Source organism: Herpetosiphon giganteus (genome assembly GCF_016907925.1).
In the GTDB taxonomy this organism is placed as follows: domain Bacteria; phylum Chloroflexota; class Chloroflexia; order Chloroflexales; family Herpetosiphonaceae; genus Herpetosiphon; species Herpetosiphon giganteus.
In genome coordinates this window covers 27,995-43,023 of record NZ_JAFBCZ010000035.1, presented here as the reverse complement: position 1 = coordinate 43,023, position 15,029 = coordinate 27,995, and the positions used below count along the sequence as shown (strand labels likewise).

17 protein-coding genes are annotated in these 15,029 nt (G+C 53.2%); 2 read left to right on the top strand and 15 right to left on the bottom strand.

Annotated features, from left to right (window positions below; all coding sequences use genetic code 11):
* Nucleotides 1–70: 70 nt before the first annotated feature.
* The 4 genes from JOD20_RS22790 to JOD20_RS22775 all read right to left on the bottom strand — a co-directional run bounded on the left by JOD20_RS22790 (nt 71) and on the right by JOD20_RS22775 (nt 2,689).
* A complete protein-coding gene (locus JOD20_RS22790) occupies nt 71–601 on the bottom strand; it encodes a hypothetical protein (RefSeq protein WP_204757485.1) in 531 nt (176 codons plus the stop codon).
* 83 nt (nt 602–684) lie between these two features.
* Nucleotides 685–1,440 carry a sortase gene (locus JOD20_RS22785; protein ID WP_204757484.1) on the bottom strand — a complete coding sequence of 252 codons (756 nt, stop codon included), beginning with the start codon at nt 1,438–1,440 and terminating at the stop codon, nt 685–687.
* 72 nt (nt 1,441–1,512) lie between these two features.
* The gene (locus JOD20_RS22780) at nt 1,513–2,058 is read right to left on the bottom strand and encodes a nucleotidyltransferase (RefSeq protein ID WP_204757483.1); all 546 of its coding nucleotides are present in this window, start codon (nt 2,056–2,058) and stop codon (nt 1,513–1,515) included.
* Between the two features lie 13 nt (nt 2,059–2,071).
* The gene (locus JOD20_RS22775) at nt 2,072–2,689 is read right to left on the bottom strand and encodes a GNAT family N-acetyltransferase (RefSeq protein ID WP_204757482.1); all 618 of its coding nucleotides are present in this window, start codon (nt 2,687–2,689) and stop codon (nt 2,072–2,074) included.
* Between the two features lie 51 nt (nt 2,690–2,740).
* Between JOD20_RS22775 and JOD20_RS22770 the strand changes: the two genes are divergently transcribed.
* On the top strand, nt 2,741–3,838 hold the full coding sequence (locus JOD20_RS22770) for a hypothetical protein (RefSeq protein ID WP_204757481.1): 1,098 nt from the start codon (nt 2,741–2,743) through the stop codon (nt 3,836–3,838).
* A gap of 139 nt (nt 3,839–3,977) precedes the next feature.
* Here JOD20_RS22770 and mscL read toward each other — a convergent pair whose 3' ends face one another.
* On the bottom strand, nt 3,978–4,349 hold the full coding sequence (gene mscL, locus JOD20_RS22765; protein ID WP_204757480.1) for a large conductance mechanosensitive channel protein MscL: 372 nt from the start codon (nt 4,347–4,349) through the stop codon (nt 3,978–3,980).
* 209 nt (nt 4,350–4,558) lie between these two features.
* On the opposite strand from mscL, the gene JOD20_RS22760 reads away from it, so the two are divergent.
* On the top strand, nt 4,559–4,918 hold the full coding sequence (locus JOD20_RS22760) for a VOC family protein (RefSeq protein WP_204757479.1): 360 nt from the start codon (nt 4,559–4,561) through the stop codon (nt 4,916–4,918).
* Here JOD20_RS22760 and JOD20_RS22755 read toward each other — a convergent pair whose 3' ends face one another.
* From JOD20_RS22755 to JOD20_RS22710, 10 genes are all read right to left on the bottom strand, one after another.
* On the bottom strand, nt 4,919–5,974 hold the full coding sequence (locus tag JOD20_RS22755; RefSeq protein ID WP_204757478.1) for a [LysW]-lysine hydrolase: 1,056 nt from the start codon (nt 5,972–5,974) through the stop codon (nt 4,919–4,921).
* Nucleotides 5,971–7,152 carry an aspartate aminotransferase family protein gene (locus JOD20_RS22750; RefSeq protein WP_204757477.1) on the bottom strand — a complete coding sequence of 394 codons (1,182 nt, stop codon included), beginning with the start codon at nt 7,150–7,152 and terminating at the stop codon, nt 5,971–5,973. Before JOD20_RS22750 ends, JOD20_RS22755 begins: the two co-directional genes overlap by 4 nt.
* 19 nt (nt 7,153–7,171) lie before the next feature.
* Nucleotides 7,172–7,975 carry a [LysW]-aminoadipate kinase gene (locus JOD20_RS22745; RefSeq protein ID WP_204757476.1) on the bottom strand — a complete coding sequence of 268 codons (804 nt, stop codon included), beginning with the start codon at nt 7,973–7,975 and terminating at the stop codon, nt 7,172–7,174.
* A gap of 468 nt (nt 7,976–8,443) precedes the next feature.
* Nucleotides 8,444–9,478 carry an N-acetyl-gamma-glutamyl-phosphate reductase gene (gene argC / locus JOD20_RS22740; RefSeq protein ID WP_204757475.1) on the bottom strand — a complete coding sequence of 345 codons (1,035 nt, stop codon included), beginning with the start codon at nt 9,476–9,478 and terminating at the stop codon, nt 8,444–8,446.
* Nucleotides 9,479–9,508: 30 nt separating this feature from the next.
* Nucleotides 9,509–10,372, bottom strand: coding sequence for a lysine biosynthesis protein LysX (gene lysX / locus JOD20_RS22735; RefSeq protein ID WP_204757474.1), 864 nt, complete (start codon nt 10,370–10,372; stop codon nt 9,509–9,511).
* 13 nt (nt 10,373–10,385) lie between these two features.
* The gene (gene lysW / locus JOD20_RS22730) at nt 10,386–10,553 is read right to left on the bottom strand and encodes a lysine biosynthesis protein LysW (RefSeq protein ID WP_110513045.1); all 168 of its coding nucleotides are present in this window, start codon (nt 10,551–10,553) and stop codon (nt 10,386–10,388) included.
* 334 nt (nt 10,554–10,887) lie between these two features.
* Nucleotides 10,888–11,883: an isocitrate/isopropylmalate dehydrogenase family protein gene (locus JOD20_RS22725; RefSeq protein ID WP_204757473.1), complete on the bottom strand. Its 996-nt coding sequence runs from the start codon at nt 11,881–11,883 to the stop codon at nt 10,888–10,890.
* Nucleotides 11,884–11,885: 2 nt separating this feature from the next.
* Entirely contained in the window at nt 11,886–12,383 is a 498-nt protein-coding gene (locus tag JOD20_RS22720) for a LeuD/DmdB family oxidoreductase small subunit (protein ID WP_204757472.1), read from the bottom strand.
* 28 nt (nt 12,384–12,411) lie between these two features.
* Nucleotides 12,412–13,677, bottom strand: coding sequence for a 3-isopropylmalate dehydratase large subunit (locus JOD20_RS22715; protein WP_204757471.1), 1,266 nt, complete (start codon nt 13,675–13,677; stop codon nt 12,412–12,414).
* A 96-nt stretch (nt 13,678–13,773) separates the two neighbouring features.
* Nucleotides 13,774–14,907: a homocitrate synthase gene (locus JOD20_RS22710; RefSeq protein ID WP_204757470.1), complete on the bottom strand. Its 1,134-nt coding sequence runs from the start codon at nt 14,905–14,907 to the stop codon at nt 13,774–13,776.
* Between the last annotated feature and the right edge of the window lie 122 nt (nt 14,908–15,029).

The window sequence follows — 15,029 nt, the reverse complement described above, 5'->3', positions numbered from 1 at the left end:
ATTTTCTAAGCGCAACAAAGCCCCTGCAACCGTCATTGCAGGGGCTTTTGAATAGGCTCGAAACGCTAAATTAGAAGTGATGAACTTGGTGGCGACGTACGACCATGCGGCGACGACGAATCAACAAGAAGATCCCACCACCAATTAATAAGGGAAACAGCAAGAAGCCGAATGGTGCGCCATCGCGGTGGCGTGGGCCATGCTCGAAGCGTGAATCTGCAAAGCCGTTGGCTGGCATTGCGCTACGCATTTCAGCTTGAGCATCATACATCTCAGCTTGGGCATCTTGCATTTCGGCGCGCAGGTTGGCCATTTCTTCGTGAAATTCGGCAGCATTATCTTGCCATTGTGAGTTTACAGCTTCGCTGATTTCTGCTTGAACATCGCTTAGGTCAGCTTGCAAATTACTCATATCGGCATGAAAATCGGCCATATTCTCGTTAAAATCAATGCTCCCTTGATTGAGGTTATGCGCTACTTCTGTGCGCCAAGCCTCATCGTAATCGTAGTGGTCGCGGCCAAACAAGCCATTCCCAATGTTGCTGAAGAGTGCAATAATCCCTGCTCCAATCAACAGCAAGCCTAATGTTCGTTTTGTCATGGTGTTAGCCCCTTCGTGATGGCACAGAATTGTCGATAGCTGTTCATCTGACGATAGGCTATAAAATTTTGTTGCAGCGTGATTTAGCGCATTTGCCAATTGCTGCCTGCTGGATGCTCCAAAGCGCTGGTGTAGGGAACGGCGCGCACAATAATCCGTTGATCGAAGGCGTTTGGGCCAGTTGGCGGCCAACACGTAATCAGGGTAATGGTTTCATCAGCAGTTGGGTTCATATAGGCAGCATTGGTCAGGCGTTGTTCTGCCGAAACGCCAACCTCTTGCACGCGCTCGTTGGATTGCACCACATACAGATATTGCTGACCATTGCTATACAACACAATTTGGTCGCCTGGCTGGGTTTCAATCAAGCGATCAAACACAGGAGCCGAGCCGCCAACATGGCCCGCCAAGACAATATTGCTTGGTTCGCCAGGGTTGGCGCTGCCTTGATGATGGCCAACGGCGTATTTCGCAACCTGCCATGTTGCCACGCCATCGATCAATTCCCAACCAACCTCAATCACCTTCTGATCAACGTCAATACGCGGAATTTGAATCCGGCTGATGCTTGAATGGTCGCTTGGCATGTTGGCGATTGGTTGATCGCTGGGCTGGTTGGCGTTTAAATTGGGGGCTTGGAATGCGCCAAGTTCAGGCTCAGGAGTGGCAATTATTGGTGCAGCGAGTGGCAGCGTGCTATCGCCACGGGCTGCTTGTTGATTGTAAAAATCGTCGGCGTACATGCCGCCAACATACAACAACAAATACATGCCGCAAAAGAGCAAGCAATTGCCTAAAGTCCAGGCGATCGGATGTTGAGGTTGAGTTGTTTTTAGCATAAGCAATGTTCTATTGGTCAGGGTTCAATTAAAAAGGCATTCTGAGCAATGTAGCCCACAATGCCTTTAAGCTTACAGTGTTACGCCCATTTCGGCGATGCGTGGGGTAACGAGGGCAGTAGCGTTGCTGCTTTGCAGGCGTTGGCTCAGATATTCAAGGTCGAGTTGTTGGCGCTTGATAATGCCTTCGCAATCGACAATATCGAAGCGTTGTTGGTCTGAACCACGATACAAATTTAATTTGTGCACCAAAATATCTTCGGGAGCCAAAAAGAGCACCCGCGAGCCAAGCAATGGTTTGCGTTGCAGACGTTCGATCATTGGTTGATCAAGCACAAACGGGTAAACAGCACCATTTTGGCGAATCGTCAGATCTTCTTGCAGAATAATGCCGCGCCATAAAATGCGCCCACCATCGTATTGCACTGCTTTTTGGCCTTGTTGCAACAAGCGCGCAATTTCGCTCAGCATGTTGGCTGGCACCACAATATCAATATCATTAATTGGGCGACGACTGCCATAGAAGTGAGCTGCAGCTCCGCCATAAATGCCCCACGCCATTTGCGCACCGTCGAGTAGTTTTTGAACAACTGCCAAGTTTCCTGCAATCAGCGACATACTGCTTCCTCTTTTATTGATTAACGTGGATAACTGACCGATGTTGAGCCGCTTGCCAATCACTGCGGGCGAGCGTCATGTCGTAAAATTGTACCCACACCCCGTGACGACCTTCCTTGATAAAGGGGGCGATACGTTCGCGGGTGGCTTGATCGAGCGTTTGCATAAAACGCCAGCCAGCATCACGCCAATGATGACCATTATATTGGAAGCCGAGCCGCCGATAGCAGCGTACAGCTCGTTCGTTAACCGAAGCCACATCGAGCACCATGGTTTGAAAGCCAAGAGTGCTGAAAAATGCTTGAAGAAAGGCGGCTAAGCCTTCGGTGCCATAGCCTTGGCTCACGTAGGGTGCGCCAATTGTAATCCCAAGCCGTGCCGAGCCACTAGCCGAATCAATGTTGCGTAACGTAATTCGCCCAACTAGGGTATTATCACGCAGAACAATCGCATAGGTTCGCCGGATGTCGTTCATCCAATCGCCGCCAATTGTCACCCGATCTGGTAAGTTCCAAATGCTGCTCAATGGCTCGGTGAAAGGTGGCCAGCGATCCATGGTTTGGTAATCTACCCGTTGCCAGCGACGAATTATAAGTCGTGGTGCGGTCGCAATGATTGGATCATTCGTCATAGGCTGCCTGTTGCTGATAACCGTTTCCAGCATTTATTATAGCATGGTGATATGAAACGATTCTATATTGTTTTGGTACTAATTGGCCTGTTGTATGGGTGTGATTTGGCCCAGCAGCAACCAACCGCTGTGGTTATTCCGACCTTGGAGTTGCGGCCAACGCCAAGTTTCGTGGTGCGGGCCACCGCTCGTCCAACGCCGAGCAGCAATCCAGCGACGGCAACGCCGTTGCTCACCCCAACCGCCAGCCCGACCACTGCGCTTAGCCCTAGCGATCAATTGTTGGTAGCGGCGAATGGCGTTATTCGTGCTCAATTTGGCCCGCTTGCGCCAAGCCAACAATGGCTCATTACCCAATCGATTAGCCAAGATCAGTTTGAATTGCATGCGCCAGGGCTGAATTTTATCGAGCTTAGTCGTCGCTATCAAGGCCAAGCGTTGAGTTGGTCTAGTGATGGGGCCTTGCTTTTGTGGCGTTCGCAACAAGAGCCTGATCTGTTGCAAGCGATCGAGCCATTTAGTGGCCAACAACTGCACGTTCTGACCTCGACCAATGGCTTGGTGCAAGCAGCCTTGATGACCCAAAGTGCCTTGTATTATGCAGCCGGTGATAGCGACCTGCGGATTATGCAAGTTGGTGGTACGAGCAAAGAACAAGTGATTATTCGCCTGCCCCAGCGGCAGTTGGTAGCTGGCGGCTTGCAACTTAGCCCTAATCGCGATCAACTAGCTTTGTTGGTGCAAGTGCGCGACCAAGCTGCTTTAGAGTTACACCTCTATAATCTGCAAACCAATCAAATTCAGTTGCTCGATCAAAGCCAGCGTGGCACGAGCACACCCAAGCTGCTTTGGAACAAGCGCGGAGCCTTAGCCTATTATCTGGGCGATGATTTTCGGGTCTATGAGCCAAGCCTGAATTCGATTCAAGCCACCAATTTGGGGGTCGAGCCATTGGTGTGGTATCGCGATGGGGTTTTGGTGCGGGCCTTGGATAGCAATAGCTTGGTCTATTGGTCGCCAACGCAGGTCTATCCAATTAATGATGCTGCTGGCCAACCACGTTTGGTGAGTGATTTGCAGGCGTTGAATCAAACTGAGTTTTTGCTATTGCATGAAGGGGCAATTTGGCAGATTGAGCTTGAGCCGTAAAGATTCCCTCACCCCCAGCCCCCTCTCCCACGAAAACGCGGGCGAGGGGGAGCACCAATGTTCACTACAAATCATGCAAAAACCACGGCATTAAAGCCCCTCTCCCGTTGGACGGGAGAGGGGTTGGGGTGAGGGAATCTTACTTTTGCAAGCTATCGCGAATTTCGCGCAGCAAGAGCACTTCTTCGCTTGGTGGTGGCGCGGCTGGTGCTTCTGCTTCTTGCTTGCGACGGGTAATGTTAATTGCTTTGATAACGCCGAACAAGACGAGGGCTACCAATAAGAAATCAATTACTGCTTGGACAAAAATGCCATAGACGATTGGAGTTTCACCAACCATAAATTGCAATCCAGCAACGTTTGGTTTAGTAAAGATCGCGGCAATTAATGGCATCAAAATAGTATCAACCAAGGCCGTGACAATTTTGCCAAAGGCGGCCCCGATGATCACAGCAATTGCCAAATCGAGCACGTTGCCTTTGAAAGCAAATTCCTTGAACTCTTTAAACATCGTCGATCCTCCACATACTAGGCCACTCTAGGTCTGCAATCGAAACAATAAAAATAACGTTTATTTGAAATTAATGCGGCTAGAAATAATCAGACTTGCTGCTGCTAAAGTCGTTCTGGAGTGCTGCCATAGCTGGTTTGGGCTTGGCCTATGGTAGCATGGGCTAGGGCAAAAGACAATTATGCAACGATACATATGTGAGGAACGCAATGCATTCACCAATTTCATTTACTCAATTAACGCTTGCCGCTAGCAATATTGAACAAATGGCGGCTTTTTATAATGCTGTGTTGTTTACCAATTTTCGCAAAGTTAAGCATGGCGAACATACTTTTTATGAAGGTTTTTTGGTTAATATTCCTTTGTTGCTTTGCCCCAACGCGATTGCTGGAGTTGTGGCCGAACAAAGCCGCTTGCAATTTCACGTGTGCGTACCTGATTTAGCCAGAGCGCTCGAAAAAACCGTGCAGCATGGTGGCACAATCGTCGCTCCACCAACTGAGGGCGGCATCAAAGCAGCAATCGTCGCTGATCCCGATGGCAATAGTTTGGAGCTAATTCAAGAATAATTACTCGTTGCTCAAGACAGCGGTCAACACGTTAATCGCTTGTAAATACTCGGCCAACGGCAACCGTTCGTGTGGCGTGTGATCGAGCGCTGCATCGCCTGGGCCATAGGCAACAACAGGGCAACCCCAGGCTGGCCCAACCACGTTCATGTCGGCGGTGCCAGTTTTTTGCACATAGCGCGGTTGTTGGCCGTTGGCGCGAAATACCCGCCCAAAGCGCCGCGCTATGCTCGATGTGCGCTCGCTGCTGTAGGCTGGCGTTGCGCCGCTAATGTTCAAGTGGGCATAATTGGGCAACAATTGTTGGAGCAGCGCAGTATAGGCTGCCGGATCAAGATCTAAGGGCAAGCGGGCATTGACCAGCAACTCGCACCAATCGCACAGGCCATCGCCACCAGATTCGATGCGCACAAGGCTTGGCAACAGTTGATCGAAGGCTCGCTCGCGGCCTTGGTTAAACTCATTGGCGTGCTGGGCGATGCTTTGCCACAATTCACAGCCATGCTCGGCGGCGGTTTGGCTGGCGTGGGCAGAATGAGCCGCATCCTGCTCGATGCGAATTTGTGCCCGCAAGTTGCCTTTGTAGCCCAAGGTTAGGCGGTCTGCGCCGCTTGGCTCGCCGACGATGCACCACGTTGGCGCGGCCATGGTTTGGGCTACAAAATGCGCACCTTTTGATGATGCAATTTCTTCTTCGACACAACCAACCACAATCACCCGATAGGCCAAGCGTTGCTCGACATGAGCGCGGGCGGCAGCAGCAATAAACGTCGCTAATGAGCCTTTGGCATCAACTGAACCGCGCCCCCACAACTCGCCGTCGCGCATTACGACTGGAATCTGGCCGGGCACGGTATCCATGTGCCCAAGCAGCACGACGGTTTCAGCAGCGTCGCCAAGCATCCCAACTGCATTGCCAACTACATCAACATGCGCATCAAAGCCAGCGTGGTGCATCTGTTCGACTAAAAGTTGAGCAAGCGCGGCCTCATCTCCAGAAACGCTGGGCGTTGCCACCATGGCCTCAATTAATTGCAAAGCTTGGTGATCGTTCATGCTACTGGCTCCTCGAACATGCTGCGTAGCGTTGCCACCACACGCTCCAATTCAGCCCACGAAATGACCAGCGGTGGGAGCAAGCGCAACACGTTGCTGCCAGAATTCAGCGCAATAATCTGATGCTGGTTCATTAATTTTTGCAGATAGGGCGCAACTTTCTCCTTGAGTTCAATGCCGATCATCAAGCCCAAGCCACGCACTTCGCGAATTTTGGGCGAACGAATCGCTTGCAATTGAGCCAATAACCAAGCGCCTTTTTCGGCAGTTTGATCAACCAATTGTTCGGTGCGAATCACGCTGAGCGCAGCCCGCGCCGCCGCGCATGCCAAGGGATTGCCGCCGAAGGTCGAGCCATGCGTGCCAATCGCCAATTCGCCAACTCGTTGGTTGATTACGACCGCGCCCATTGGCATGCCGCCGCCCAAGGCCTTGGCCAAACAAACCAAATCTGGTTCTAAGCCAACGTGCTCGAAGGCAAACATGCGTCCCGTGCGGCCAAAGCCAGTTTGCACTTCATCAAGAATCAGCAATGCTCCGCGTTCGCGGCAAATTGTTTTGGCTGCTTGCAAAAATTCAGCGGTTGCCAGCCGAATGCCGCCTTCGCCTTGGACAACTTCGATAATCAACGCAGCGGTTTGCTCGTTGATTGCGCTTTGCAAGCGCTCGATATTGTTATAGGGAATATGGCTGAAATCGGGCACGAGCGGCATAAACGGCTCGCGATAATGGCTCTCCCAGGTGGCGCTCAAGGCTCCGAAGGTGCGGCCATGAAAGCCACGCATGGCTGCGACGATTGCCGTGCGACCTGTGGCCATGCGGGCAAATTTCAAGGCGGCCTCAACGGCCTCGGTGCCACTGTTGCACAAAAATACCCGTTGAAATTCGGCAGGAAATAATTGTACAAGCTCTGCTTGCAACAAGGCGCGTTGATCGTTATGAAAGGCTTCGGGGCAAACCGTCAAGGTGGCTGCTTGCTCGGCAATTGCCTGCACCACCGTTGGATGGCAATGGCCAATGTTGGCAACCCCAATTCCTGAGCCACAATCGAGATAGGCCAGACCGTGATCGTCGTAGAGGGTTGCGCCGCTGCCGCGTACCAAGGTAATTGGGCGCTTGGCGTATACGCCCGCGCTATGAGCAGCTTCCAAACTGGCAAAAGGTTGTTGTTCAGTCATTGTTTGTTCCTGCCAAATCCTATTCGATAATTGTTCCATTGCCTGCGAGCGCGGCGCTGACTGGTTGCTCGCTGCGGCCATCGCCGATTATCACGCGGCGCACGCCAGCCTCAAGCGCGGTTTGTGCTCCCAGTAATTTTTTCTTCATGCGGCCTTGGGCGAGTTTTTCGCTGGCGTGAGTTAATTCCGTTCGTGGCAAACGCTCGATTAGGCTGCTTTCGTCGGGAAAATTACGATATAGGCCGCTCACATTGGTTAGCAGCAACAAGGTTTCGGCTTCGAGTGCAGCTGCCACACTGGCCGCGCCGCGATCACCATCAATATTTAATGGCTCGCCCGCAGCGCTGACCGCCAATGGTGCGATGACTGGCAGATAGCCAGTGCTCAGCAACATTTGCAATAAATCGCGATTAACTTGGTCGATGCTGCCCGTCCAATCGTCGCGAATCACGCGCACCCGACCGTTTTCGACCGCCCGAACATTGGTTTTGCGGTTGCCTTGCAGCAAGCCACCATCGAGGCCCGATAAACCGAAAGCGTTGACTCCCAAGCCGCGCAAGCGCTCAACCAGCTGGCGATTGAGTAGGGCTGTCGCCATCATAAAAATTTCGAGCGTGCGGCGATCAGTTTGGCGGCTGGTGTGGCCCGACGGCGAGGTGATGAATCGCGGCGGATGACCAAGCTGCTCGCCAAGCGTGTTGGCTCCATCCGACCCACCATGAAACAGCACAATCGGTTGGCCTTGGGCGGCAAGCTGGGCAATATCGTTGCAAAGATTGCTATAATCAATGCCCGCCGCGCCGCCAATTTTTATCACAAGCATGGTTGTTCCTTATTTGATCCACAAAGAGCACAAAGGGCACGAAGCCTGAAACCGCGAAGGACGCGAAGATCGCGAAGGTTGAGGTTTTGCCACAAATTGCACAGATTTACCTTTGATCTTCATCCCTCATCCTTCATCCTTATCAACGCTCTGCGCCTCTGCGTTAAAATCCAGCTTAATATCCTCGAAACCCTGATCCCCTACCCCCGATCCCCAGCTCCTGACCCCTTTCAAGGGTAGGTTTTTTCCAATCATGGGTGATCACCACCCTTCCGTCCCGCCTCAAGGCGGGAAACGCAGGGGGCTTTAATCCCCCTGCACCCCCTCAAGGGCATGGATCGGCAGTCATTCATCCACCGATGAACCAGCATATCCGTGGTTTGCAGCGAAAATCTACCCTTGAAAGGCCCCTGACCCCCCGACCCCTAGCCCCTGACCCTTATGTTCTATGCTCTATGCTCTATGTTCTTACACCGGATGCAAGCCTGTAAACTCAAGGCCTACTGTTTCCTCGAAGCCATGCATCAGATTCAAGCATTGGATGGCGGCTCCGGCTGCGCCCTTCATCAAGTTATCGAGGGCACACAGCGCCACCACGCGGCCAGTCGCTTCATCAAGTGCCCAACCAATATCGGCATAATTGCTGCCAGCCAAGATTTTTGGCTCAGGATGGCGGTGCAAACCACTACGATCATGGACAATCCGCAAAAATGGTTGTTCGGCGGCGGCAGCGCGATAGGCTCGCCAGAGATCGCGTTCGTTGACCGAGCCTTGAGTAAATACATGGCAAGTAGCCAAAGCACCGCGCACCATTTCCACCGACGTGATCGAAATATGCACATTTTCAAGGCCATGCGCTTGCATAATTTCGGCGGTGTGGCGATGGCCAACTGGGGCGAACGAGCGCACCACGCCTGAGCGTTCGGCATGATGGCTGCCATCGTTGGCAACTGCGCCCGCTTCGGACGAACCAACCTTGACTTCGGCCACCACCGGCTTGGTTTGATCGATCAATCCTGCCTTGACCAAGGGCAAGAGCGCCAAGTTGATCGCTGTTGCATTGCAGCCCACGCCGCTGACATAGCGGGTTGAGCGAATTTGCTCGCGATACAGCTCCGGCAAGCCATAGACAAAGCGCTCAAGCCAGTGCGGGGCTGGGTGTTTTTCGCCATACCAACGGCTATAGGCCTCGGGGTCGCGCAAGCGAAAATCGGCAGAACAATCAATAATTGCTTGGCCAAGGCCAGCATAATGCTCGATGTTTTTGGCAGCCGAGCTATGCGGCAAGGCCAAAATCAACACATCACACGGCTCCAAGCTACTTTGTGGGCTATAGCGCAACTCCGTGCGCCCGCGCAAATTGGGGTGGGTGCTGTAGACATATTGGCCTGCTAAGCGTTCGCTGGTGACCTGACGCACCTCGACGTGGGGATGCCCCAACAATAAACGCAGCAATTCACCACCGACATAGCCAGAACCACCAACGATCGAAACTGAAAGCATAACAACCTCAATTTGGCTACAGCGCGCCAACTATTGTGCTTGAGCTAGCACATAATCAACAATGCGTTCGGGAATGTTCACCCCAGTTGTGCTAATGCTGTTGCGAAATTCCATGGTGTAATTAACTTCGTTGACCAAATAGCGACCTTCAGCAGTTTCGAAGACATCGATTGCAACCACGCCGCCGCCAACCGCGTTGGCCGCGCCGATGCAAATATCGGCCAAGGCTGGCGTAATAGGGCAATTCGAGGCTGCGCCGCCGCGCGCAGTATTGGTGATCCAGTGGCCGCTGGTGCGATAAATCGCCGCAATGCACTCATCACCAACCACAAACGCCCGAATATCGCGGCCACCTGGCTTGTTGATATATTCTTGAATGTAGAAAATTGCGTGCTGATAATTGCCCAAGGTGTCGCGATGTTCGAGCACTGCTTCGGCAGCTTCGCGATCGTTGATCTTCGAGACCAAGCGACCCCACGAGCCAATAACTGGCTTCAACACCACCGGATAACCCAAGCTTTCAATTGCTTCGAGCGCCGATTCTTGGGTGTAGGCCAGCAAACAGCGCGGCGATGGCACGCCGTTGCGCAATAAGGCTTGGGTCGTCAAAAATTTATCGCCACAGGTCAAGGCCACGTTATAATTGTTGACCGTTGGAATGCCAGCATCGTTCAAAGTTTTGAGCGTGTATAAGGCCCGACCATGGTGCAACGAACGCTCAATAATCACATCAGGAAATTGCGCGCGCACTTGACGATTAGCTTGCAAAGCATTTAAATCAAACCATGTCTGATCATCATCAATTCGTTCAAATTGGACATTGCGCCGCTCAAATTCATTGATCAGCAGCTTTTCTTCAACCCGAATTCGGGAACACAACATACCTACACGCATTGCCATAACTCCCTTACTCGCCCCAGTCTTCTTCGACTTCAGGTGCTAATTCCAAAACAACTGGGTTCAGGCTGACGACTTCGAGTTCTGCGCCACAATCGGGGCATGGCACAATCTCTCCATCCAAAATATCGGCTGCCAACGCGATCGTTCCTTCACATTCTGGGCATTGTGCGCTCATTTGTTTAATTCCTTTATTTAGTTAGGGGTGATATTCCCTCACCCCCAGCCCCTCTCCCACTGAACGCGGGCGAGGGGAGTTAAATTATTCCGATAGCCAAAAGCCTAGAGCCTCATCATCTTCGTGCTCTTCGCGTCCTTCGTGGTTTCAAGGGTAGTGGTCGGGGGCTAGAAGTCCCCTCACCCCCAACCCCTCTCCCATCCGATGGGCGAGGGGAGTTAAATTATTCTGATAGCCAAAAGCCTAGAGCCTTTCATCCTTCATTTCTCACTCCTTCGTGCTCTTCGCGTTCTTCGTGGTTTCTGGCCTTCGTGCTCTTCGTGCTCTTCGTGGATCAAAACTGGTCAATCACTGCCTGCACCACCTCAGCCGTTGTGGCTGTGCCGCCAAGATCCGGCGTGTATGGCCCATTGGCTAATACTGCTTGAATCGCGGTTTGTAAGCGTTCGGCGTAGCTGTTCAAGCCCACAAATTCGAGCATCAACACGCTAGCGCTCAAGGTTGCCAATGGATTGGCGCTGCCTTGGCCGGCAATGTCGGGTGCGCTGCCATGAACTGGCTCGAACACCGCCGTGCGCGTGCCGTAGTTGGCCGAAGCCGCCAAGCCAAGCCCGCCACCCCACACGCTGGCCACATCCGAGAGAATATCGCCAAACAAATTGGTGGTGACCAGCACTTCAAATCGTTCGGGCGCACGCGCCAATTGATAGGCCGCGTTATCAACCAACATTTCTTCAACCTGCAAATCAGGTGCATCGGCCAGCACCCGCAGCGCGGTTTCACGGAACAAACCACAGGTTTCGCGCAACACATTGGCCTTGTGCACGATGGTTATTTTGCGGCGGCCAGTGCGCTGAGCATAATGCACTGCCCATTGCACAATTCGCTCGCTGGCTTGACGCGTGATAATTCGCTGCGCTGTCGCCCGTTCATCGCCCTCGCGGGTTTCTTGGCCGCTATACAAACCCTCGGTGTTTTCGCGCACCACCACCAAATTGACTCCAGCCCGCGCATTGGCCAACGGCGGCGTTTGCACAGGGCGCACGCAGGCATACAAATCGAGGGCTTTGCGCATGCCAACAATTGGGCTGCGATAGCCAGCAACTCGTTGCGATGGCGAGCTAACTGCGCCAAACAAGGTTGCGTTGGCCGCTTGGATTGCAGCTAAAGTCTGTTCGGGCAAGGCGTTGCCAGTTTGTTGAAAGGTTTTCCAACCTGCTTCGGCCTCGACAAATTGGGCAGGAACGGCCAAGGCTTCGAGCACTTGGCGGGCTGCTTGCACGACTTCGCGGCCAATCCCATCACCAGCAATCAAACACAAGCTGGTCATGCTTAGGCTCCTGTCGCCGGAAAGCGACCATGGCGGCGGTAAAATGGCACGATTCCGCCTTCAGCCCAAACTTCGCGCATCCAGCCTTCTGGTGGTGGCAGCTGAATCTGGTTGGCATTGTTGGTGATCAGGCCAGCAGCCAAATCAAAATCCACAACATCACCATCGGCAACTTGCTCGCGAATATCGGCGGTGAAGCAGGGAATGCCCAAGTTCAAGGCGTTGCGGAAGAAAATGCGGGCAAACAGTGGAGCGATAATCGCGCCAACCCCACAGCGCTTCAAGGCCAAGGGCGCATACTCGCGGCTTGAGCCACAGCCAAAATTTGGTCCAGCAATAATCAAATCGCCTGGCTGAACGTTGGGGGCAAAATCGGGCCGCGCTTCGATAAAAGCATAGCGCCGCACATCGTCGTTTGCGCCCAGCATGTAGGGAGCATAACGGCCTGGAACCATCTGGTCGGTGTTGACATCATTTCCAAAAACCCAAATCCGTGGCATAGTGCTGACTCCTGTGCAATTGCAAAAATTAGGCGAAAACTGCTTGTTCAGTGCTTTGCAGCACATTGCGCGGGTGGGTGATGTAGCCGGTGATGGCGGTAGCGGCGGCCACTTCGGGCGAGGCCAAGTAGATATTGGCTCCTGGGCTGCCCATCCGTCCGCGGAAGTTGCGATTGCCAGTGAAAACGCAGACTTCATCGGGAGCCAACACGCCCATATGGCGGCCAATGCATGCGCCACAGCCAGGCGTGCCGATCGTCGCCCCAGCAGCAATTAAGGTTGCCAACGTGCCATCGCTAGCAGCACGATGCAGGCTTTCGCTCGAAGCTGGCACCACAATCATGCGCACATTCGGAGCCAAACGCCGCCCCTTGAGGATGCTGGCGGCAGCGGCCATATCTTCGTAGTGGCCATTGGTGCAGGTGCCAAGATAGACCACATCGACCGCAACCCGCCCGACATCAGCCAAATCGACGACGTTATCGACATAATGTGGAACGCTGACTTGCGGTTCGAGCGTGCTCAAATCGCATTCGACAACGCGGCTGTAGTGGGCATCATTCTCAACTCGCAACCACGCTGGCACAGTATGTTCAGCACCCAAGCCAGTTGGGGCAACAATTCCGGCCTTGGCTCCAACTTCAATCGACAAGGTTGCCAAGGTCATACGTTCGCGCCACGAAAGAAAATCAACGCCATGCCACTCGACGCTTTGATAGGTTGCGCCATCAGCTCGCAGCGTGCGCGCCGCCCACAAGCCAAAATCTTTGACGCTTACGCCTGGTTGAAAATTACCAACTGCATTAACCCGCACGGTTTCTGGCACCCGAAACCAGGTTTTGCCTGTGGCGAGGGCTAGCGCGATGTCGGTCGTGCCCATGCCTGAGCCAAATGCCGCCGCCGCGCCATAACCAGTGCTATGCGAATCGCTGCCAACTACTAGCATTCCTGGTTGCACAAGGCCTTCTTCAATCAAAACAGGGTGCGAGATGCCACGCCCAACATCAAACAAGTGCGAAATACTTTGTTGGGCGACCCAACGCCGCACATGTTGTTGTTGCTCTGCTTGGCGCACCGTGGCGGCTGGCGCAACATGGTCGATCACCACTGCAACTTTGTCGCGATCCCACACGCGTTCAGCACCCAATTCGTTGTGCAAGGTTTCGATAATGCTTGGCGAGAGGCTATCGTGCATCATCACCAAATCGACGTTGACTACCACCATATCGCCTGCTTGCACGTCGTTGCGACCGGAAGCATGCCCCAAAATTTGCTCGGCAAATGTCTGACCCATTGCAAAAACTCCCAAAAATAGCTGAAAAATGGCACATCAAGGTATAGCAAGCTACGGCATTGAAATAACAATTTCAATGACCTGCTCGAAAAATCGTTAGGCTGCTTGGAGGGTGCTTGAGCGCAGCAGCGCATCCACCTCATCGAGCGTCAACGGCTGATCATCGGCGGCAGCTTTGAGTTGGGCTGCAAGCGCAATGATCGTGGTGTCGCTCAGCTCCAAACCGAGAGCGTTGGCGCGGCTTTGCAAGGCATGGCGGCCAGTTAGGCGATGACCAATCAGCACATTGCGTTCGCGCCCAAAAGCATTGGGATCGATCGCTTCATAGGTGCTGGGATTGGCCAAAACAGCCTTGGTATGCAGGCCAGCTTTGTGGGCAAAGGCGGTTTCGCTGGTGATACAGGCATTGAACGGCACTTGAATGCCCAAGATTGCCGCAACTGTATGATCAAGTTGGGCCAACATTGGCAAGGCATAGCCTGCAACACTTTCAGGTTCGGAGAGGTAGAGGCGGGCAATCAGGCCGCTGAGGGCGGCGATGCCGTTGCGTTCGCCAATGCCAAGAATGGTTGTATCGATGTGGGTTGCGCCTGCTTCGAGCGCTGCATAGGCATTGGCAATTGCACAGCCGCCGTCGTTGTGGCCATGAAATTCAATGTCGCAGCGAACTGCATTCCGTACTGCCCCAACCACCCGCTCAACATCGCGTGGCGTGGCAATGCCCACGGTGTCGGCGATGCCAACCCGCTGCACGCCAAGCAAATCGACAGCTTGGTAGACGCGCAACAAATCGGGCAAGGGAGTGCGGAATGAATCTTCGCAGGAGAAACGGACTTCGATCTGCCGTTCTTGGAGGAAACGCACGACTGGGCCAACTTCTTCCAAAATCGCTTCAATTGAGCGACCATGGCTCCATTGGCGCAGATAGGGTGAGGTGCCAAAGAGGATATTTACGCCAGCAACGCCACATTCAGCGGCAAGCTGTACGTCTTCAAGGTTGCAACGGGTATGGGTCAGCAGCTTGGTATTGCCGAGTGGCAAGGCTGCAATGCTGCGCAAATCTGCCGCACTTTGCGGCGAGGCGCAGGGCGAGGTCATTTCGATATATTCAACGCCAAACTGAACCAGCAAATTAGCGATGGTTAGGCGATCTGCGCTGCTGAAGTGGGCGTTGGCCCATTGTTCGCCTTCGCGCAAGGTGGTATCAACAATTGCAAACTGACGGGTCATGAAAGCACAATCCTTCCGCAAGAACATCCGGTGAACAATTCAGGGCGAACTGCCGCAGGGCGGTGAAGATGGCTAATCCGTTTAAGTTGCTTGAGTGTGGCCATGGGAAAATCCTTTCAAAA